Origin of the sequence: Ulvibacterium sp., from assembly GCF_965248315.1 — a bacterium.
Taxonomy (GTDB): Bacteria; Bacteroidota; Bacteroidia; order Flavobacteriales; family Flavobacteriaceae; genus Ulvibacterium.
The window spans coordinates 2,202,093-2,222,169 of the sequence record NZ_CBDFIX010000002.1 but is presented as its reverse complement, the minus strand read 5'-3'; the positions used below and the strand labels follow the sequence as shown (position 1 = coordinate 2,222,169).

The 20,077-nt window shown below is 40.2% G+C and carries 17 protein-coding genes; 6 read left to right on the top strand and 11 right to left on the bottom strand.

Annotated elements, in window-relative coordinates; genetic code table 11:
• Positions 1-75 precede the first annotated feature (75 nt).
• The 5 genes from purU (at position 76) to ACP2AF_RS11120 (ending at position 8,599) form a co-directional block, all read left to right on the top strand.
• The gene (gene purU, locus ACP2AF_RS11140; protein ID WP_425236230.1) at positions 76-927 is read left to right on the top strand and encodes a formyltetrahydrofolate deformylase; all 852 of its coding nucleotides are present in this window, start codon (positions 76-78) and stop codon (positions 925-927) included.
• Positions 928-980: 53 nt separating this feature from the next.
• Positions 981-1,688: a DUF4197 domain-containing protein gene (locus ACP2AF_RS11135; protein ID WP_425236229.1), complete on the top strand. Its 708-nt coding sequence runs from the start codon at positions 981-983 to the stop codon at positions 1,686-1,688.
• A gap of 363 nt (positions 1,689-2,051) precedes the next feature.
• Positions 2,052-3,566 (top strand): helix-turn-helix domain-containing protein, encoded by a 1,515-nt coding sequence (locus ACP2AF_RS11130; RefSeq protein WP_425236228.1) that lies wholly within the window; start codon positions 2,052-2,054, stop codon positions 3,564-3,566.
• Positions 3,567-4,215: 649 nt separating this feature from the next.
• Positions 4,216-7,215, top strand: a complete 3,000-nt coding sequence (locus tag ACP2AF_RS11125) for a SusC/RagA family TonB-linked outer membrane protein (RefSeq protein WP_425236227.1) — start codon at positions 4,216-4,218, stop codon at positions 7,213-7,215.
• A 10-nt stretch (positions 7,216-7,225) separates the two neighbouring features.
• Positions 7,226-8,599 (top strand): RagB/SusD family nutrient uptake outer membrane protein, encoded by a 1,374-nt coding sequence (locus tag ACP2AF_RS11120; RefSeq protein ID WP_425236226.1) that lies wholly within the window; start codon positions 7,226-7,228, stop codon positions 8,597-8,599.
• A gap of 408 nt (positions 8,600-9,007) precedes the next feature.
• Here the strand turns inward: ACP2AF_RS11120 and ACP2AF_RS11115 are convergent, their stop codons facing one another.
• Together ACP2AF_RS11115 and ACP2AF_RS11110 are read right to left on the bottom strand one after the other, a co-directional pair.
• A complete protein-coding gene (locus ACP2AF_RS11115) occupies positions 9,008-9,424 on the bottom strand; it encodes a hypothetical protein (protein WP_425236225.1) in 417 nt (138 codons plus the stop codon).
• A 121-nt stretch (positions 9,425-9,545) separates the two neighbouring features.
• Positions 9,546-10,331, bottom strand: a complete 786-nt coding sequence (locus ACP2AF_RS11110; RefSeq protein ID WP_425236224.1) for an alpha/beta fold hydrolase — start codon at positions 10,329-10,331, stop codon at positions 9,546-9,548.
• Positions 10,332-10,560: 229 nt separating this feature from the next.
• Between ACP2AF_RS11110 and ACP2AF_RS11105 the strand changes: the two genes are divergently transcribed.
• Positions 10,561-10,755 carry a hypothetical protein gene (locus ACP2AF_RS11105; protein WP_425236223.1) on the top strand — a complete coding sequence of 65 codons (195 nt, stop codon included), beginning with the start codon at positions 10,561-10,563 and terminating at the stop codon, positions 10,753-10,755.
• Between the two features lie 2 nt (positions 10,756-10,757).
• Here the strand turns inward: ACP2AF_RS11105 and pyrF are convergent, their stop codons facing one another.
• From pyrF to ACP2AF_RS11060, 9 genes are all read right to left on the bottom strand, one after another.
• Positions 10,758-11,579 (bottom strand): orotidine-5'-phosphate decarboxylase, encoded by an 822-nt coding sequence (gene pyrF / locus ACP2AF_RS11100; RefSeq protein ID WP_425236222.1) that lies wholly within the window; start codon positions 11,577-11,579, stop codon positions 10,758-10,760.
• 87 nt (positions 11,580-11,666) lie between these two features.
• The gene (gene prfA, locus ACP2AF_RS11095) at positions 11,667-12,743 is read right to left on the bottom strand and encodes a peptide chain release factor 1 (RefSeq protein WP_425236221.1); all 1,077 of its coding nucleotides are present in this window, start codon (positions 12,741-12,743) and stop codon (positions 11,667-11,669) included.
• 156 nt (positions 12,744-12,899) lie between these two features.
• Positions 12,900-14,180, bottom strand: a complete 1,281-nt coding sequence (locus ACP2AF_RS11090) for a DUF3570 domain-containing protein (RefSeq protein WP_425236220.1) — start codon at positions 14,178-14,180, stop codon at positions 12,900-12,902.
• Between the two features lie 118 nt (positions 14,181-14,298).
• The gene (locus tag ACP2AF_RS11085) at positions 14,299-14,508 is read right to left on the bottom strand and encodes a DUF4266 domain-containing protein (protein WP_425236219.1); all 210 of its coding nucleotides are present in this window, start codon (positions 14,506-14,508) and stop codon (positions 14,299-14,301) included.
• 9 nt (positions 14,509-14,517) lie between these two features.
• Positions 14,518-15,513: an FAD:protein FMN transferase gene (locus ACP2AF_RS11080; RefSeq protein WP_425236218.1), complete on the bottom strand. Its 996-nt coding sequence runs from the start codon at positions 15,511-15,513 to the stop codon at positions 14,518-14,520.
• On the bottom strand, positions 15,510-15,944 hold the full coding sequence (locus ACP2AF_RS11075; RefSeq protein ID WP_425236217.1) for a thioredoxin family protein: 435 nt from the start codon (positions 15,942-15,944) through the stop codon (positions 15,510-15,512). The genes ACP2AF_RS11080 and ACP2AF_RS11075 overlap by 4 nt, the downstream gene beginning before the upstream one ends.
• Before the next feature lie 32 nt (positions 15,945-15,976).
• On the bottom strand, positions 15,977-16,420 hold the full coding sequence (locus tag ACP2AF_RS11070; protein WP_425236216.1) for a ubiquinol-cytochrome c reductase iron-sulfur subunit: 444 nt from the start codon (positions 16,418-16,420) through the stop codon (positions 15,977-15,979).
• A gap of 49 nt (positions 16,421-16,469) precedes the next feature.
• Positions 16,470-17,648, bottom strand: a complete 1,179-nt coding sequence (locus ACP2AF_RS11065; protein WP_425236215.1) for an AIR synthase related protein — start codon at positions 17,646-17,648, stop codon at positions 16,470-16,472.
• Positions 17,649-17,816: 168 nt separating this feature from the next.
• Positions 17,817-20,003 (bottom strand): glutamine synthetase III, encoded by a 2,187-nt coding sequence (locus tag ACP2AF_RS11060; RefSeq protein ID WP_425236214.1) that lies wholly within the window; start codon positions 20,001-20,003, stop codon positions 17,817-17,819.
• Positions 20,004-20,077: the final 74 nt, after the last annotated feature.

The following is a 20,077-nucleotide window of genomic DNA, read 5'->3' as shown; positions in this document are numbered from 1 at the left end:
TTCTTTGGAAAAACCTCCTATTTTTTTGGTTGTCTATTTTTTATTGTTCTAATTTTGAACACTAAAATACCAGACTTGAAAACAACCATTCTTATACACTGTCCAGATCAATCCGGCATTATCAGTGCCGTAACGGCCTTTATTCATCGGCAAGGCGGTAACATCGTTTATTTAGATCAGCACGTTGATAAGGAAGCTGATGTTTTCTTTATGCGTTTGGAAAGTGACTTTGAAGGGGATCTGCCGGATATCGTCAATTTTAATGAAGAGTTCAATGCTACATTGGCACTACCCTATCAAATGCAATGGTCTCACCACTTGGACGGTGTAAAACCAAAAATGGCCTTGTTCGTCTCCAAATACAATCATTGTCTTTACGACCTTTTAAGTAGGTATAAGTCCGGTGAGCTTCTTGTGGAAATTCCTTTTATCATAAGCAACCACAATGACCTCACTTATATAGCGGAACAATTTGAAATACCGTTTTATCACATTCCGGTTACTAAGGATACCAAGAATATAGCAGAAAGCAAACAATTGGAATATTTAAATCAATATCATGTGGATTTCATTGTATTGGCCAGATATATGCAAATTGTTAGTAGTAAAATTATAAACGAATACCCCAACAAGATCATTAATATTCATCATTCTTTCCTTCCCGCATTTGCAGGGGCCAAACCCTACCATGCCGCTTTTGCAAGAGGGGTAAAGATTATAGGGGCAACGAGCCATTACGTTACCGAAGAACTGGATGCAGGGCCTATTATAGAACAAGATGTTACAGCTGTGTCCCACTCACATACCATTAAGGATTTCATTGCCAAGGGACGCGACTTGGAAAAAATTGTACTATCACGGGCAGTACAACTCCATGTAAAAAGAAAGACTATGGTCTACAACAATAAAACTGTGATTTTTTCGTAAAAGTTAGTAGTGAACCGAACAAAGAAACTTTCCCACCTAAGAAATTAAAGCTTATGTACAAAAAAATCATTTCTTTATGTATCGTCTTTCAGTTTTTGTCCTGCGCGGAATTACAGCAGGTGGTAGATCAACTTCCACAAGGGGAAACAGGGATTGGAAATGCACAGATTGCACAAGGTCTTCGACAAGCCTTGGACGAAGGAGTAGACAAACAAGTATCAAAACTCACCCTTGAAAATGGTTTTTTCAAAAATGAATTGGTTAAAATACTTTTGCCTGAGGAATTGAGAAAAGTGGATAAAACCTTGCGAGATATAGGCCTCGGCAATTTAGCTGACGAAGGACTTAAAATATTGAACAGGGCCGCAGAAGATGCCGTAGGAGAGGCCACCCCTATCTTTGTAGATGCCATAAAAGGTATTACATTCTCCGATGCCAGAGATATACTAATGGGAAATGAAAATGCAGCCACCTTGTACTTAAGAAATGGAACACAAACATCGCTTTATGCTAAATTCAACCCCATAATAAAGGAATCCTTTGAGAAAGTGGGGGCCGATAAAATATGGAGCAATCTAATCAATAAGTACAACAACTTACCTTTTACCAACAACGTAAATCCAGATTTAACGGACTATGTTACCACTCAAGCGTTAGATGGCGTATTTACTATGATTGCTGTGGAGGAAAAAGAGATTCGGGACAAAGTATCGGCAAGAACAACCGATATTTTAAGAAAGGTATTCGCCTTGCAGGATTAACGAACAATTATTCCATTTAGCTTGCACAATATATCCACTAGTAAGTCGTTGTAAAAGAACAGGGCATTACTTTACATTTGTTAATGTTGCTAAAGGCCCTTAAAGACTTCGTACTGAATTGTTTGAGTTAGTATTTTTTTGAGTTAGTTAGTTTTAAAACCGGTGGGAGCACCGGTTTTTTTTATGATTTTAACAATCAATAGTATCTTCTGTTACATTATCCATAATTCTTGATTTTATATGCTTTTACAAGAGCTCACTTGAAGTAAACTATTATCGGGGCTTACTTTTTTTAAGAAAATTTTAAGGTCTTATAGTACGATATTTTCTAACTTATACTTAAGCTAATTCACCCATCCATAAATGAGGCCTATAGGAGTAATCTTTACATTCTTACTATTGTTAGGCAATTCTACCAAAACTTCCGCGTCGCATAAGGTTGACTTCTCCTTAGGACAGGGCAGGGAGAACATAGCAACACTATTAAACAAAAGAGCGGATAGCCTTTTTATGGAACGGAATTACACCGTAGCCATCAAGGAGTTCAACAAGCTATTGACCTATCCAGAAATTGAACAGGCGCCGGTTCTTAGAAAATTGGCTGTAAGCGAAGCGGCCTTAGGAAATAATGCTGAAGCGGTCAAATATGTTGAGAAATATCTATTACAGGATTTCAAACCTGTAATCCTTTCGGATCCAAGTTTTGATAGCATCAGAAACACGGAAGCATTCAAGGGGGTAGTAAAAAAATATGTTCCAAAATTCAATTTTTGGTCTTTTCTGTACCTATATGTAGCACTTATTGGCTTTTACATTGCGGCCATCATACATTTCAATAAAAAAATTGAAGTGACCGCCAAAATACTTATTAGCAGTTTCATTTTTATCCATTCATTTTTTATTTTACACATTTTTGTAAATCTCACCAACAATCACTACCAGTATCCCCATACCTATGCAATGTCCACTGGTTTCTCCTTTTTGTATGGCCCTTTGCTCTACTTTTATTTTAAAAGGATTGCTCAAGAATATCGATTTAAACTTAGGGACCTGCTCCATTTACTTCCTACGTTGTTGTTTTTAATTTATGTGTTTCCGATTTATATGATGTCCGCTGAAGAAAAGCTAGGACTGCTTTTAGACAGAATTACCAGCGGGCGGAGCTTTCATGATATAGCTATAATCGTGTTAAAACTATCCTCTCTTGCTATTTATGGTTACTTCATAAGCAAAATTTATATGCGCTCCAGACAGAGCAAGAGCTTAACAAAAGAGAGTAAAATATGGCAGAAAAATATATTCAGAATTCATATCATGTATGTTTTCTGCTATGCCGCCTATGGAATCTTGCTAAGCAATAATATCACTTCCGGTTTTCTTTATCATATGCAAGTGATAAGTATGGCATTTATGGTTATGTATGTCGGTTATTCAGCCAATGTACAGCCCAATGTTTTTAGTGGCATGTACCACTTTACCGATGCGCTGTTCTTCAAATATGAAAAATCTGGTTTGACGGACAGTTTATCCAAGGAACTAAGAGAAAAATTGATTCGCTTGTTCGATATTGAAAAAATTTACAAGGAAAGTGATATTAGCCTGGAAATGATAGCCCAGCGATTGGACACCACGCGGCATAACGCTTCGCAGGTAATCAACGAACATTTCAACATGAATTTTCACGAACTCGTAAACAAGTATAGGATTCGGGAAGCCAAGGACATATTGAACAGTGATCAGAAAAAAAACCTCAATATCATAGATATAGCCTATGAAGTAGGTTACAATAACAAAGTTACCTTTAACAAGGCTTTTAAAAAAGATACGAGTCTTACCCCTAGTGAATATCAAAAGACCGCTATGCGGGCACCGGCGTAAAAAATTCGTAAGCTTTTATCGGAAGCGTAAACGTTTATAAGATTTTCCTTAAATAAGACGGAAGCATTATATTTTGGTTGCTCATGAATTCAAGATTTTGTAAAAGCAGCTCTGCCGGTCATATTCCTAAAATTTTACATTTTTCTCATTTTTAGAGTAATATATTTGAATTAGTCATCAAAACCAGTGGGGCTGCATTTTTTTTCTTCACTCCTTATTACGCTTTCCACTTATGTTTCCCTTCTAAAAAATCCAGTAAAGAAAGAGAGATACTTTCACTAAAAAAATAGCCATTCTTAAAAATGCAAAAACTGCTACTTAAACCTAAGGTAAATCCGTCATTTTAAGACAGAATATAACATATATCCTTGAAATTGTTATGAAAGGTAAAACAAGCGTAAGTATTTGTCGGAAAAGTAAACGTTTATAAGATTTTCCCTTTAACAAAATGAGAGCATGTTACTTTGAGGGCGAATGACTAATTAAATGTTAAAGTAACTCTAAATTCATTTTGTTTATTCGCGACTGTGCTTTCAAAATCTTCACCTCATGTTTTGAGCAAAGGTTTAAATCGAATCTCTAAACAATTTAGGTCTTTACTTTTCTTTTCATTAGTCTATTCATGACTAACCCAAATAAAACTATACGTATGAAAAAACAACTGAAGTGCATGTGTATGCTATTCCTTATTGGAATGTCATATGCCTATGCACAAGAAAAAACAGTGACCGGTAATGTAACCGATCAGAATGCCATTCCGCTGCCTGGCGTTAATATTTTGGTAAAGGGCACCACCTCTGGAACCCAATCCGATTTTGATGGTAATTATACGATCGAGGCCGAAGAAGGGCAGGTTCTGGTATTCTCCTATTTAGGACAAAGAACCATTGAATTTACTGTTGGTACTTCAAGTACCCTGGATGTTCAGATGGAAGAAGACGCTTCCCAATTGGAAGAGGTTATTGTTGTAGGCTATGGTTCACAATCCAAAAGAAAAATAACGGATAATATTGCTACTATATCCTCGGAACAAATAAACGAAATCCCCACCCCCAGTCTACAAAGCGCATTAACGGGAAAGGCCGCAGGTGTTCGTATTACACAATTGAACGGTAAGGTAGAAGGAGGTATTAAAGTAAGAGTTAGGGGTGTGGCCACCATATCCTCTTCCCAAGAGCCTCTTTACGTAATTGATGGTGTACCCCTTACAAACCAAGACGAGTCCATAAATGATTCTCCCATAAATCCTTTGGTATCATTAAATCCGAACGATATCGAGTCCATTCAAATTTTAAAGGATGCCTCGTCCGCGGCTATTTACGGAGCAAGGGGTACCAATGGAGTTGTTTTAATTACCACAAAACAGGGTAAGGAAGGAAAGACCAAAGTATCTATTAATTCATCCTACGGCTGGAGTACCGCTACCAATAAACTAGATTTTCTGAATGCAGATCAATACAGGGAGATCTTCTTGGAAGCAGGACTCAATAACGGTTTTACCGAACAAGAAATACAAGACCAATTTGATTTCTATTCCAACGGACAGGCCAATGTGGACACGGATTGGCAAGACCTCGCCCTAATAGACGGATCCATAGAGGATTTTGGCGTATCCATATCCGGAGGCGGTGCCAAAACCCGATTTTTTCTTTCCAGCGGATACAACAAGACCCATGGCATCGTACGCGGTAATATTCTGGAACGTTACTCTTTAAGAGGGAATTTTGACCATGATATATCCGATAAATTCAAAACGGGCCTCAATATGACAATTTCAAAAAGCAAGATCAATAGGATATCGAATGATAATGCTTTTGCCACTCCCCTACAGGCTGTTGCCCAAGTACCCGTTTCCCCTGCCTATCTGGAAGACGGCGTAACACCCAACAACGATACCACGGAATACTACAATTTCTTAACAGAACAATTCAATGGCAGTTTTGAGACCAATATGTGGAGGGTCATTGCAAATACATACCTGCAATACCAGATATTGCCTGAACTTAGTTTTAGGTCGGAAGTAGGTTATGACCTAAGTGTACAGCTTGCGGAGCGCTTCTCGGGCAGTTTAACAGAATCAGCTTCTGTTGGTGGATTTGGCACGGCAAATACGGTAGAGACTGAAAAGTATGTGCTAACCAATTATTTCTCCTACAACAAAATCTTTGGGGAACGATTTGATTTTGAAGCAACCGCTGGTATGAGTTTTGAAGAGAGCAGAAGGCGACTTCAATTGATACAAGCACAAGGTTTTCCTTCGGACGACCTAGAAACCCTTAATAGCGCCTCTGAAATAGTAGCTGGGGGATCAAGTAGAACTGCCTTCAATTTCTTATCGTATTTCGGTAGGGCAAGTCTCGCCATTGACAATAAATATCTATTTAAGGGTAGCTTACGATATGACGGTTCCTCCCGATTCGGTGCCGACAACCGATTTGGTATTTTCCCTGCCGCAGCTGTAGGCTGGATTGTTTCCGAAGAGGATTTTTTGATAGATTCGGAAACGCTCTCCCTTTTAAAGATTAGGGGTAGTTGGGGTATTACAGGTAATGCAGGAATAGGTAATTTTGCAAGTCTAAGCCTTTTCCAAGGCTCCCCATATAATCAAAAGGCCGCCCTGGCTCCTACCCAGTTGGGCAATCCAGATGTAAAGTGGGAACGGACCACACAGGTAGATGTAGGTCTGGATTTTGGGTTTTTCAGCAATAGGATATCCGGGGAAATCGATTATTACGTAAAGACCACCAATGACCTCTTGCTCAATGAGCCTATTCCCGGCACCACAGGTTTTGTTAACATTACCAGAAATGTAGGAGAGTTGCAGAATAAAGGCCTTGAATTTGTCTTGAACACAAGAAACATCCAGACGGAAGATCTACGATGGAGCACTTCTTTCAATATTTCAACTTTGGATAATGAGGTAACAAGCTTACCCGGTGGGGATATTATTGAAGGCAGGAACATTGTACGGGAAGGGGAGGTCTTATCTTCCTTCTATATGGTAGAGTATGCCGGGGTAAATTCCGAAAATGGGGATGCCCTTTTTGTATTGAATACCCCAAATGCCGACGGAACCTTAAATAAAAACACAACGAGCAATTTCAACGAGGCACAGCGCATCGTAGCAGGAAGCCCTTATCCAGATTTGATAGCCGGTCTATCCAGCAATCTAAACTATAAAAACATCGATTTCTCGTTCACCTTCCAAGGAGAATGGGGTGCAAGCATCTACAACGACTCGGGAAGATTTCAATCCGGGAATGCCCGCTTTTTTGACAATCAAACAGCAGATCAGTTGAACCGATGGCAACAACCTGGGGATATCACCAATGTTCCACAGGCAAGACTGTTCTCCACCAATGGACAACAGCCTTCTACCCGTTATTTGGATGAGACCGATTTTATCCGTTTACGTAACCTCACTTTGGGCTATACCATCCCTAAGGACATCACCCAAAAATTTCATATAGATAGGCTCCGCGTTTATTTCTCAGGATTCAATCTGTTGACTTTTACCGATTATATAGGGTACGATCCAGAATCAACGGCGGATTTCAATGATTCCTTGAGCGATATTCAAGTTGGGGAAGATTTCTATTCGGCACCACCGGCCAAAACCTATACAATTGGACTAAACATCGACTTTTAAATCAATACACATGAAAAAGATCCTATATACAGTACTTGTCGTTTTTGCAATATCAAGTTGCGAGGACAACCTAGAACTACTACCTGAACAGAGTTTGTCTCCCGAAGTGGTAATTTCCAACGCCGCAAACCTGGAAAACCTCTTAGTCGGTCTTTATGATGAAGCAGCTCACGGCAGTGCGGAAACCCCAAGCTTTGAAGAAAACATTTACGGAGGAATCTTGAATTTATCCGTTGAACTATGGGCCAATTCCGGCGAACTTTTGTTTAATGGAACTTTTGAGGAGCCGGCAGAGTTCAATGAGAAGGCCATTTTGACGGATAATGTAAATGCAAGGGACATATGGTTGAATGCCTATGAGGTAAACAACCAGGCCAATTTAATCTTGGAAAACCTAGAAATTGTAGAAGATGCGGAAACCAGAAGTAGGATAGAGGGAGAGGCTAAGTTCTTGAGAGGTTTGATGTATTTTGACTTAGCGAGAATATATGGTCTTCCGTACGAGGCTGGACAATCAAATACACAACCTGCCGTTCCCATTGTGCTAAATGCCGTAACGGATGCATCCGAGGTAGAATCTCCCAGCCGAAATTCGGTAGAAGAGGTATATAGCCAGGCTATTTCAGATTTGACGGAAGCCTACAACCTATTGCCCGAAAGCAACGATGTTTTTGCGGATAAATACGCCGCCCAAGCCCTCTTGGCCCGATTATATCTACAACAGGAAAACTATGCGGCGGCCAGGGATGCAGCTGATGATGTGCTCGAAAACGGCGGTCACACACTTGCTATAGATTTTGCATCGGCCTTTAATAATGATGAAGATTCCAGTGAGGATATTTTTGCATGGCAGATTACCGCCCAAGATGGGGAGAACGATATGAATACCTTTTGGGCGGGAGATGATTTTGGAGGGAGATCGGGAAATCCCGATGTGGCTATCAGTGAGGAACATTTTGATATCTATGATGATGCAAACGATCAACGAAGTATGTTTTTCTATGAAACCACCGGTGGAACAGCTACCACAAAATGGCAGGGAGAGTTTTCCAATATTCCGTTTCTAAGAACGGCCGAAATGCATTTGATTAGAGCCGAATGTAACTTTAGGGAAGGTACTTCCGTGGGATTGTCCCCAGAAGAAGAAATAAATGCCCTTAGGGCCAGATCTGAGGCTGGAGCAATTGTTGGTCTAACGTTGCAGGATATTCTGGACGAACGCAAAAGGGAATTGTCATTTGAAGGTTTTGCACTTCATGATATAAAACGATTAAAGGGTATGGTCGGAAGTCTAAATTATGACGATAACTCCTTGGTTGCACCTGTTCCACAAAGGGAAACCGATGCCAATCCCAATCTAGGTCAAAATCCAGGATACAATTAACTAAAAATTGGTTCAAATACTAACTAACTCAAACTAGAAAGGCGACCAAAGTAAATTTGGCCGCCTTTTATCCTATTTTCAACTATAAAAAGTAAAGAATTCGAAAACTTTTATTTTTTTGGAAAGTGGAAAGTCAATAAAACGGCATCCGTTCAATGTAAAATACACGTAAATATTTATCGGAATCGTAAACGTTTATAAGTCTTTCCTACAATTAATCAAAGAAGATGTTATTTTGACAAAACAACCAGTTAAATGTAAAGCGGCCCTGAAGCACTTACTCTTAAAAAAACTTTCTGTCTCATTTTTTAGGGTAATTATTTGAATTAGCTATCAAAAATATTCAGGGTCGCAATTTACATATCTATACTACCCAGATAGATTTCAATAAATTACACGTAACCAATACTATTCTTCTTCTTTAGAATAGAGTCCGTCAAAAACTACGTTGGATACCTTGCCATCATGTAAAACTTCCCAAAGCTGTCGAACGGTACCGTTATCTTTCAATGTCCAGGTAATCCTATTTTGATAGGTATTTCCATCTGTATGTACAAAATCTTCCGATGAAAGAATCATCTGATTTCCTAACCTATTGCCCTTTAGTTTTAAGTGATTTCCAAAGTTATCCACCCAAAGCTGTTCCCACTGCCGAGTCTTTGAATTATAAAAATTGAGACTTGTCCCGGAAAAATTCCCTTTGGAGCTGGTCCAATGTTCTCTAAGCACACAGCCATCCTCAACTTTTTCAATCCTATTTCTTCCAACAAAAGACCCTTTGGTATCGCTAACTTTCCATGTACCTACCCAAAAATCAAAAGCCATATGGTTGTCAGTACAACACGCGCATGTATCTTCCTGTGCATGTACTACGGAGCCTATCCATAAAATGAAAACAACGAGAAAATATATACCACGCCCGGTCAATGGAAACAAATATGAATGGTTAGGAACTCATATCGGCCACATACTGAATGACCACATCATTAAAGAGCTTAGACTGTTCTACATTTACTACATGACCACAGTGCTCTATCAATAGAAGACTGGAAGTACTTTGCCGTTGAACCGCTTTTTTTACCGAAGGCAAGAAAAGATAATCCTCACCTCCCATAACATATAGTGTAGGTATTTTTAAATCAACGGCCCTGAAAAACCGCAATAACGGATTTATTTGAGAGGATAGCCTAAACCACTTTACAAATTCTTTTTGATATAGTTTCTTAGCCTCACGCACCAAAACGGACCTGGATTCCCTATGGTTACTATCGGGCATGATTATAAAAGTAAAGAATCTATAAAGCCATAAATAAGGTATAATATTCTTAAAAACTTTTCCAAAACCCATTAAAAACTTGAACCTTACATCCAATTTCATAATGGCACCGCCCATGACCATGCTCTCCACTTTGTGTGGGTATTTTTCCGCTAGATTCCGAATCAAAACAGTACCCAGTGAAATCCCAATAAAATGGGATTTTTTAATTTTTAAGTGATCAATGACCTCAACGATATCATGAGTTATAGAATCAAAATCATATTTTTCGCTAAATACTCTTTTAAGACTCGGTTTTGAGTTACCGTGTCCTCTAAGGTCCAATAGCAGCACATTAAAGTGTCTTGTAAATTCCCTTACCTGTTTGAACCATATTGATGAACTTCCACCAGCCCCGTGTACAAAAGTAACCCAGGTAGTTGAATCCTTGTGAAGATGTGTAGTATAGTTTAGCAAAGTGTTCTCTAAAAAGCCCCTATTTTAGAGCAAATTGCAATGTATTAAATCTTTTTATTGTATCTCCACCATAAAAGCATTTTTTATGAACAAAACCTTGATTCTTTGGACGTTCTTTGACGAAATAGTTAAAAATTAGCCAAATAGCCGTTATTTTAGTTGTATGAAGTAATAACCGGACATCCAAAACCTGTTTACGGCCGTATATTTGTAAGAACAAAAATTGATTATGGAAAAACAGTATTGTAGAGTAGGAACGGTTACCCCCTTAACTCCAGGAAGAAAAGCTATTGCGCTTTTGGAATATCAGTATCAAAATTTTATGGACAAAGCTTCAAGGGAGTACGCCGATACGAAATTGAGTGAGTTTTTTGAGCAAAAGGCATTAAAAGTCAAAAGGACTTTGGAAAGCTTGATGCAATAACGTTATTTGAGCCTTTCCAGTTCTTTTGTCATTTGACCTTGTAAGTCTTTTGCTTTTTTGGCTGCTGCTTGGACATAATCTTCTTTTCCGGAAGCATAGATAATACCTCGAGAAGAATTTACCAATAACCCAACATTTTTGTTCATACCATACTCACAGACTTCGCTCAAACTTCCACCCTGGGCTCCCACGCCAGGAACCAAAAGGAAATTATCAGGAACTATATTGCGAATTTCCGCTAAATACGAAGCTTTTGTAGCTCCGACAACATACATCAAGTTCTTAGAATTTGTGTACCCCCTTGAAGTCTCCAAAATAGTTTTGTACAACGCTTTGCCATCCACCAATTTGGTCTGAAAATCATAGGCTCCCTCATTAGAGGTTAAAGCCAATAATATGGTATGCTTATCCGTAAACGCCAAGAAAGGTTCCACTGAATCCTTTCCCATATATGGGGCAACCGTTATGGAGTCAAAGCTCAAGTCTTCAAAAAATGCCTTCGCATAACGTGTGGAGGTGTTGCCAATATCTCCTCGCTTGGCATCCGCAATAGTGAAAATATCCGGATATTCTTTGTTTAGGTAAGCAATAGTCTTCTCCAGTGCATGCCAACCCTTTAGACCATAGGCCTCATAAAACGCTATATTAGGCTTATACGCCACACATAAATGATGTGTAGCGTCTATTATGGATTTATTAAATGTAAAAATAGGATCTTCTTCTTTTAAAAGGTGGGGGGGGATCTTCTCCAAATCGGTATCCAGACCAATACAGAGAAAGGATTTTTTTAGATGTATTTGTTCAATGAGTTGCTGCGTGGTCATAACCTAGGTTTCTCTCAATTACGATCAAGAGGTTTTTTTAGTACTTAGTAAATGCCTTAAACTACCTTCAAGATTATAAAAACATGTTTAAAAAATCTCCGAAGCTTCCCTCAATTTCTCCGTATTCTCAACCAAACTCAACTCGTCTATGATTTTTTGAATATCCCCATCAATGATATTCTGTAGGTCGTAGAGGGTAAGTCCAATGCGATGATCGGTAACTCTGCCTTGCGGATAGTTATATGTGCGAATCTTTGCAGAACGGTCACCGCTACTTACTTGGGAATTGCGTTTGGCCGCATCCTCTTCATGCTTCTTTGCCAGTTCCAGATCATATAAACGTGAACGCAATACCTTAAATGCCTTTTCCTTGTTCTTGTGCTGTGATTTCTGGTCTTGGCACTGTGCCACCAAACCAGTAGGAATATGTGTTAAGCGAACGGCAGAATATGTTGTGTTTACAGATTGGCCGCCCGGTCCTGAGGAACAAAAAAAGTCTATCCGAACATCCTTCGGATCTATCTGTACATCAAAATCCTCGGCTTCGGGAAGTACCATTACTGTTGCTGCGCTGGTATGGACCCTTCCTTGGGTCTCGGTTTGGGGAACGCGCTGAACACGGTGGACCCCGGCCTCAAACTTCAACGTCCCATAGACGTCCTCCCCGTTTACTTCAAACTGGATTTCCTTGTAACCGCCACTGGTACCCTCACTCAAATCGATAACATTGGTTCTCCACCCTTTGGACTCACAATACTTGGTGTACATCCTGAACAAATCTCCCGCAAAAATACTCGCCTCGTCACCTCCTGTTCCTGCACGAATCTCTACGACCACATCCTTGGCATCTTCAGGGTCTTTGGGTATAAGCATCAATTTTATCTCTTCTTCCAGTTGAGGTAGGGCTTCTTTGGCCTCCTCCAATTGCATCTTGGCCATTTCCAACATCTCGGCATCACTACCGTCGGATATGATTTCTTCTGCTTCCTTAAAATTATTGGAAAGCTCTATATATTGGTCTCGTTTGGCCATAAGGTCTTTGAGATCGCTATATTCCTTGGTCAATTGTACATAACGCTTTTGATCCGAAATAACATCAGGCTGAATGATAAGGTCCGAAACCTCATCAAAACGCTGCTTTACAATGTTCAACTTGTCTATCATAGTCCGTGCTCCTAAGATTGCGAATTTACGATAAAAAGAAACAAGAACATAGGCCGCTCCACGGGTACAAAATAGGCGTTTACAGCCTACAAATGGACAGGAATAAGAAAATAGTATTTTTGAACAAAACCGCTAGGTTCAATAATTCAGGAAAAATCAATTCCCTACAAAAGTAGTTCCCAACGTCATAATAAAGGCATTAAGTCCGTCACTTCGGTCATAAGCATTAAAACGAAGGTCTACCGACTTTAAACCAAAAGTAAAAAGTTTGGCCCGGGTAAAAATATCCTTGTATCGTATGCCCATACCGTACTGATGTGCGTGATATTTGGAGAGATCATAATCCGAAGTATAAAAATCCAAGGTAGAAAGCGCGGTTTCCTTGGCGTAAAAGTAGTCTGCTTCGGATTGGGTGTAATATCGGTAGGCCGGATATAAGGTAAAGGTATCATTAAGTTTTATAGGAACTTCCAAACTAGCCGTATGCGCAGTGATCCCCCAATCATCCGTATAGAATCTATAGTAACTCCGGAGTACAATGGCATCGCCCAAAAAATAATTCAAGCGAGCACCGATGGGCAATTTAAACCTGCTTTCCGGTAAACGTTCCACATCATCAGCCAACTGGAAATCATCAATAAAGAAATCATTTGCATCCTCAAAATAGACCCGTTGGAAAGGCGTGCTCAACAACCCTCTTTGTAGCACGAGGTCGGTAAAGAGTGAAGCCTGCATCCTTTTTCCCAAAATCTGGGAAAGTCCTAAGGATAATGCATATGAATTTCGGTTTTCTTGATCAAAGACGGTAGAGGAAGGGGCATAAGTTCCATTACCCGTAATACGGTTGTCAAAAAAACCTTCCCGTAGTTCTATAGGATACTGCGGATTCCAGCTATCAAAATAGAGTTGTCCGCTAATCGATAACTCTGTATTTTTTTGATTGAACAAACGGGTGTATCCGCCTCCAAAACCAATGGAAAAATAGTCATACTCGGACGACACATAGGCATTTCCCGTCCAGATGGAATTCCGGTCATCCGAACTGTGACGGTACGAGGGGTTAAAATGCACCAATTGATCTTTGCGGGACGCTCCAGAAGATGCACTAAACGGGCTTATTTGCCTATTGGGGTTTCCATCCAACGGATTCACATTACTGGACGAGGCTGAAGTATATGCAGAAATTCCAACGTCCACGGTAAGCACATCATCCTCATTCATTGGAATTTGAACCACAATACTGGAGGTGGCATCGGTAAGCTCTTCAGTACCTTCCCCACCTGTTACCGCCGCATTGTTGCCATCCTGCCCATAGTAACTGAATAGCAAATCAATCTCGGTGGCCTCCAGGACTCTTTTTTTATAAGTGGTAGACTCGTTCTGGGAAAAACCCAAGGTGGTAATTAGGATAAAAACAAAAAAGAAAGTTCCTTTCAATGAAAAAAGTTAAGGGGTTTCTAAATGGTATTGTTACTATGTATTCTTTAAGTTTTAATGTTTGAGTGCAATCTATCCAACGGCTTAAGAACATTGATAGAACTCCCAACTGCCTAAATCAGTTACATCCACAACCCCCTCCTGTCTTACCACCATTGGCTCCGGAAGCACCTTCGCGATAAATTTGGAAATTGGTTTCAAAACGTTCGCTTCCTTTGGCAGATAACACCATTTCCTCATCGTTAATGTATACCTTATCGTATTCTTTTACGGCCACACAGGACGTCAGAAGAAGGACATATAGTAAAATGAACAATACTTGCTTCATATTTTAAAGTTAGGGATTATTCTCAAACATAATCCCATTGCTTTTATAGATTTTGTTATTATCATCTACCAGAATTACCTCGGTACCTCCCAGTTGATTGATAAGTGCAAGTCCGGCATCCTTGCCCATAATAAAAACGGCTGTTGCCAAGGCATCACAGAGTTCGGCACTTTTCGAAAAAATCGATACACTGTTGACCCCGGAAGAAGGCCATCCAGTTCTTGGGTCTATAATATGTGTATATTTTTTCCCTTTGAACAATACGTACTTTTCATAGTTACCCGAGGTAGCTACCGAAGATTCTACAATGGGCAACCATGAAAAAATCTTGTCCTTGCTCAAAGGGTTGGCAATACCGATCAACCACTTTTCGCCACTTGCTTTGGTACCCCAAGTGGTAAGGTCCCCAGCGGCATTGATAATACCTGCTATAACCTGTTTGGAAACCAACAACTCTTTGGCCTTGTCCGCGGCGTAGCCTTTTCCTATGGCCCCAAACGAAATTTTCATTCCTCTTTGCCTTAGGAAAACCGTCTGTTCGTCGGAGTTCAAAATAATCTTTTTATAGCCGACCTTGGCAATGGATTTTTTGATTTCCGCTTCTGTGGGAAGATATTTCATGCTTCCGTCAAATTTCCAAATTAAATCCATTGAAGCATATGAAATATCAAAGGCGCCGTCAGTAATTTCCGAGATTTGTTTAGCTCTTTCAATAAGTTTAAAAAGCTCTAAACTTACCTTTACCGGTTTTATTCCAGCATTTTTATTGATCAACGAAGTTTCAGATTCCGGATTCCACGATGAAATCATTTTTTCGATTCGGGTAATTTCCGCTGCGGCCTCTTCAATATTGATATATCCCAATTCTTCCGTAGCAGCCACCACTGTGATATCAAAACGACTACCCATAAGACCCATAGTCTTTTTGACGGTAACGTACTCACGCCCCTGCCCATAACCTATTATGGCCCATAGACCAAAGAGTAGGGTGATTAGTCGTCTCACTTTAAAAAAGTATTTAAAAGTGATATATACGCTCCCGGAGATATTTTTTGGTATCCTGTTTTTCCCAAAACTTTTTGATTCTTATTAAGAACCAAGACCAACGGAAAATGTCCTTCCGGGTTAAATGTATTGGCCAACCCTTGGTTTTCAATCTTGATTTTTTCCGGTAATTGATTTGCTTTTTTTCTTGGAAAATCCGCCTTATAGAGTATATAGTTATCCCTGGCATGGGCCTTAAAATCCTGGGATTGCCAAATAGTTCTATCCAATTTAATACAAGGTGCACACCAATCAGATCCAGAAAAAATCAAAATAATGGGTTTATCCTCATTTTGGGCAAGTGCCACAGCATCCGTATAGCTACGTTGCCAATTTTGGGCGTGGCCGGTAACGGATACAAGAAATACCACTATGTAGGTCAGCTTTCTCAAGATATTTCTTTAGGGCAAAAAATCGATTCAAATTATTCAAAAATGCGAAGTGTGTCTCCGCTCAGCTCGGTATTAAATATTTTTAAAGGTCTGGCGGGGTTGCTGTCTACCTGATTCAGAGGAGTACCGTCCTGTTCAAAACGAGAACCGTGAACATCGCAGTAAAAGATACCCCCGTCCACATTTGCAAAGCGCACCTGATCGTAGGCTTCGTGGCTACATACCTGGCTCGCGGCAACGAATTCCCCTTCTAAATTTTTAACGACAACGACCAAATTTTTTAGGATAAAATCTCCGTTGTTCATCAATTTGGTTCCCTCTTCAGAGGTTAGATCAATAGTAAAATCCACTCCAGATGGCACTTCGGATATATTGCCGGGCGTATCATCACTGTTCGAACATCCTTGCAAACAGGGAAATGTAATGGCAAAGGCCGCTCCGGCTCCTATGCTTCTAAGAAATTCCTTTCGTTCCATAGCATTATATTTACTATACACAACGTAGCATTTGGGGTAATCGTATGCCTTAATATACGAAGGTGCCATACTCACTTACAATCGTGAGTTTTTTGGATGTATTTTCTTCCACCCTACCCACAATTTGGGCTTGCACCCCGAAGCTTTCGGAGATATTTATCAAATCCTGTGCCACAACCTCGTTTACATAAAGTTCCAAACGGTGGCCACAGTTAAAAACCTGATACATTTCCTTCCAATCTGTCCTGGATTGTTCCTGAATCAATTTAAACAATGGTGGCAGCGGAAAAAGGTTGTCTTTTATGACATGAAGGTCATCTATAAAATGAAGAATTTTAGTCTGGGCTCCACCACTACAATGCACCATTCCATGTATATCGATCGAGGTATATTTTTCCAAAATCCTTTTGATTATGGGTGCATAGGTACGTGTAGGTGAAAGCACCAATTTCCCGGCATCCAACGGTGCATCTTCAATAGTCTCCGTGAGTTTAATGTTTCCAGAATATATCAATTCCTCGGGAACCGCGGCATCATAACTTTCCGGATATTTTTCAGCTAAATATTTGGCAAAAACATCATGTCTGGCGGAAGTCAATCCATTACTCCCCATTCCCCCGTTATATTCCTTTTCATAGGTAGCTTGTCCATAAGAAGCAAGACCAACGATGACATCACCGGCTTTGATATTGGCATTGTCAATGACGGTACTACGTTTTATCCTTGCAGTTACAGTGGAATCTACGATTATAGTGCGCACCAAATCCCCTACATCTGCCGTTTCCCCGCCAGTGGAATGGATTGTAATGCCATATTCTTTTAAATCCGAAATCAGCTCCTCCGTACCATTGATGATTGCAGAGATTACCTCACCGGGAATCAAATTTTTGTTCCTTCCTATGGTGGAAGAAAGCATAATATGGTCCACCGCCCCAACACACACCAAATCATCAATGTTCATTATCAACGCATCCTGGGCTATGCCCTTCCAGACCGAAATATCACCAGTCTCTTTCCAATACATATAGGCCAAGGAAGATTTGGTCCCGGCACCATCTGCATGCATCACTAAACAATATTCATCGTCGTTTGTTAGGTAATCGGGTACAATTTTGCAAAAGGCCTTTGGAAACAGACCTTTATCCAAGTTTTTTATTGCATTATGTACGTCTTCCTTAGAAGCGGAAACACCACGCAAATCATATCTTTTACTATTGGCAGAGCTCATGTTCATTGTTTGTGCTCAAAAATAGGGGAATTGAAGGAATACACACACTTTAGGGTTTAAAAGATCGGAACAATCTAAAGGATTATGGATTGGAAATTCTGCCCTAACCAACTCTCCTTTGAAACAGTCTTTCCATGTCTGCTGTATGTCATGGGTTTGGAGCAGGGTTTATTTGACAAACAAAAGTTCCCTATACTTGGTCAAAGGCCATTCGGCATCGTCCACTAAACGTTCCAATTTATCTGAGTGATAGCGGATTTCATCAAAATAAGGGCGTACATTTTCGCAATATGCCGTAGCCTTTTTGTTCAAATCATTAAGGGTATTGGCCTTTTTTCTTGCTTCTACCATATGGTCCGTCTTTTTCTTGATTTCCAAAATATGCTCGGCAATCTGTTCAATGATGTTAAGTTGCCCCTCGGTTAACTTTTTATATGCTGCTCCATAAATCTCCTTCAAACCATTGACATTGGTAATAAGTTTGTTTTGATAGTGTATGGACGATGGTATAACGTGATTGTACATCAGCTCATTGAGCACTCGGCCTTCTATTTGAATATGTAGAATATAGGCTTCCAATTCAACCTCTTGACGGGCCCTCACCTCTATTTCGCTCATTACCTTCATTTCCCTAAAAAGAGCGATACTATCTTTGCCGGTCATTATTTGCAGGGCCTCAGGAGTAGTTTTGTTATTGCTCAATTTTCTTCGTTTGGCCTCTTTTTCCCAATCCTCGCTGTACCCATCGCCATCAAAACGTATCTTTTTAGAAGTTTTAATATACTCTCGAAGAATATTAAAAATGGCCTCATCCTTTTTCAGGTTTTTCTTGTCAATAAGAACGTCCACTTCTTTTTTGAACGCCTTCAATTGTTTGGCAACAATAGTGTTCAAAATTGTCATGGGTTTGGCACAATTGGTTTTTGAACCGACTCCCCTCATTTCAAATTTGTTACCGGTAAAGGCAAAGGGTGAGGTACGATTCCTATCCGTATTGTCCAGTAGGATTTCCGGAATTTTTCCAACAACGTTCAATTTAAGTTCGGTTTTTTCCTCAGGGGATAATTTTCCTTGGGAAACTCCTTCCAATTCATCCAACACCTGGCCGAGCTGTTTTCCAATGAAAATGGAAAGAATGGCAGGAGGCGCCTCATTTGCTCCCAACCTGTGATCGTTACTTGCCGATGCTATGGAAGATCGCAACAACTCCTCATAATGGTCTACGGCCTTTATGGTATTTACGAAAAAGGTCAAAAATTGAAGATTCTTCATGGGTGTGGAGCCTGGACTCAACAAGTTGGTCCCAGTATCCGTGGCCAGTGACCAATTATTATGCTTTCCTGAACCATTGATACCGGCGAAGGGTTTTTCATGGAACAAAACCTTAAAATTATGCGTATCCGCTATTTTTTCCATAACGTCCATAAGCAAGAGGTTGTGATCCACGGCCAAATTGGCCTCCTCAAATACAGGTGCCAGTTCAAATTGGTTGGGTGCAACCTCATTATGCCTTGTTTTTACCGGAATTCCTAATTTCGTGCACTCCTTTTCCAAATCGCTCATAAAACTGAGTACCCTATTCGGAATTACCCCAAAATAGTGATCGTCCAATTGTTGTCCCTTAGCGGCCAAGTGACCTACAAGGGTGCGACCGGTTAGAATAATATCCGGACGAGAATAGGCCAAGGCCTTGTCTATTAAGAAGTATTCCTGCTCCCAACCCAAGGTAGCATTCACCTTGGACACATTCTTGTCAAAATATTTTGCCACCGCCGTCGCAGCTTCATCCACGGCATGCAAGGCCCTTAACAAAGGAGCTTTGTTATCCAAGGCCTCTCCGGTATAGGAAACGAATATAGTCGGCACACAAAGGGTGGTGCCATATACAAATGCTGGTGATGTAGGGTCCCAGGCGGTATACCCCCTGGCCTCAAAAGTGTTCCGAATTCCACCACTGGGAAAGCTGGAAGCATCCGGTTCTTGCTGGACTAATTGTCCTCCTCCAAATTTTTCCAAGCCTTTTCCATCGGGTAGCAAGTCAAAGAAAGCATCGTGTTTTTCTGCTGTGGACCCGGTTAACGGTTGAAACCAATGTGTATAGTGTGTAGCCCCGTTAGCTATCGCCCAACCCTTCATGGCCTCCGCCACTTGATCGGCAATTTTTCTATCAATTTTAGATCCCGAAAATATGGCTCCCCGAACGCTTTCCAAAGCATCTTTAGTTAGGTATTGCAACATTTTCTCGTCATTGAATACTTGAATACCGAACAGCTCGGAACGACGGCCTTTCTCTTCAATAACTATCCTATTTCTCCTTAGGCTTTCCGATATGGCATTAAATCGCATTTTGAACATGGCTTCTTTGTAATTTTTGGCTAAAATAATCATTTAAGGAATTAATAATATATCCTCAAAAAAATAAACTTTTT

Coding starts and splice junctions, on each gene's coding strand:
- ACP2AF_RS11105 (WP_425236223.1), top strand. CDS start 10,561: ATGGAAAAACAGTATTGTAGAGTAGGAACGGTTACCCCCTTAACTCCA.
- ACP2AF_RS11125 (WP_425236227.1), top strand. CDS start 4,216: ATGAAAAAACAACTGAAGTGCATGTGTATGCTATTCCTTATTGGAATG.
- ACP2AF_RS11130 (WP_425236228.1), top strand. CDS start 2,052: ATGAGGCCTATAGGAGTAATCTTTACATTCTTACTATTGTTAGGCAAT.
- ACP2AF_RS11120 (WP_425236226.1), top strand. CDS start 7,226: ATGAAAAAGATCCTATATACAGTACTTGTCGTTTTTGCAATATCAAGT.
- ACP2AF_RS11135 (WP_425236229.1), top strand. CDS start 981: ATGTACAAAAAAATCATTTCTTTATGTATCGTCTTTCAGTTTTTGTCC.
- prfA (WP_425236221.1), bottom strand. CDS start 12,743: ATGATAGACAAGTTGAACATTGTAAAGCAGCGTTTTGATGAGGTTTCG.
- pyrF (WP_425236222.1), bottom strand. CDS start 11,579: ATGACCACGCAGCAACTCATTGAACAAATACATCTAAAAAAATCCTTT.
- ACP2AF_RS11115 (WP_425236225.1), bottom strand. CDS start 9,424: ATGGCTTTTGATTTTTGGGTAGGTACATGGAAAGTTAGCGATACCAAA.
- ACP2AF_RS11060 (WP_425236214.1), bottom strand. CDS start 20,003: ATGTTCAAAATGCGATTTAATGCCATATCGGAAAGCCTAAGGAGAAAT.
- ACP2AF_RS11065 (WP_425236215.1), bottom strand. CDS start 17,648: ATGAGCTCTGCCAATAGTAAAAGATATGATTTGCGTGGTGTTTCCGCT.
- ACP2AF_RS11085 (WP_425236219.1), bottom strand. CDS start 14,508: ATGAAGCAAGTATTGTTCATTTTACTATATGTCCTTCTTCTGACGTCC.
- ACP2AF_RS11070 (WP_425236216.1), bottom strand. CDS start 16,420: ATGGAACGAAAGGAATTTCTTAGAAGCATAGGAGCCGGAGCGGCCTTT.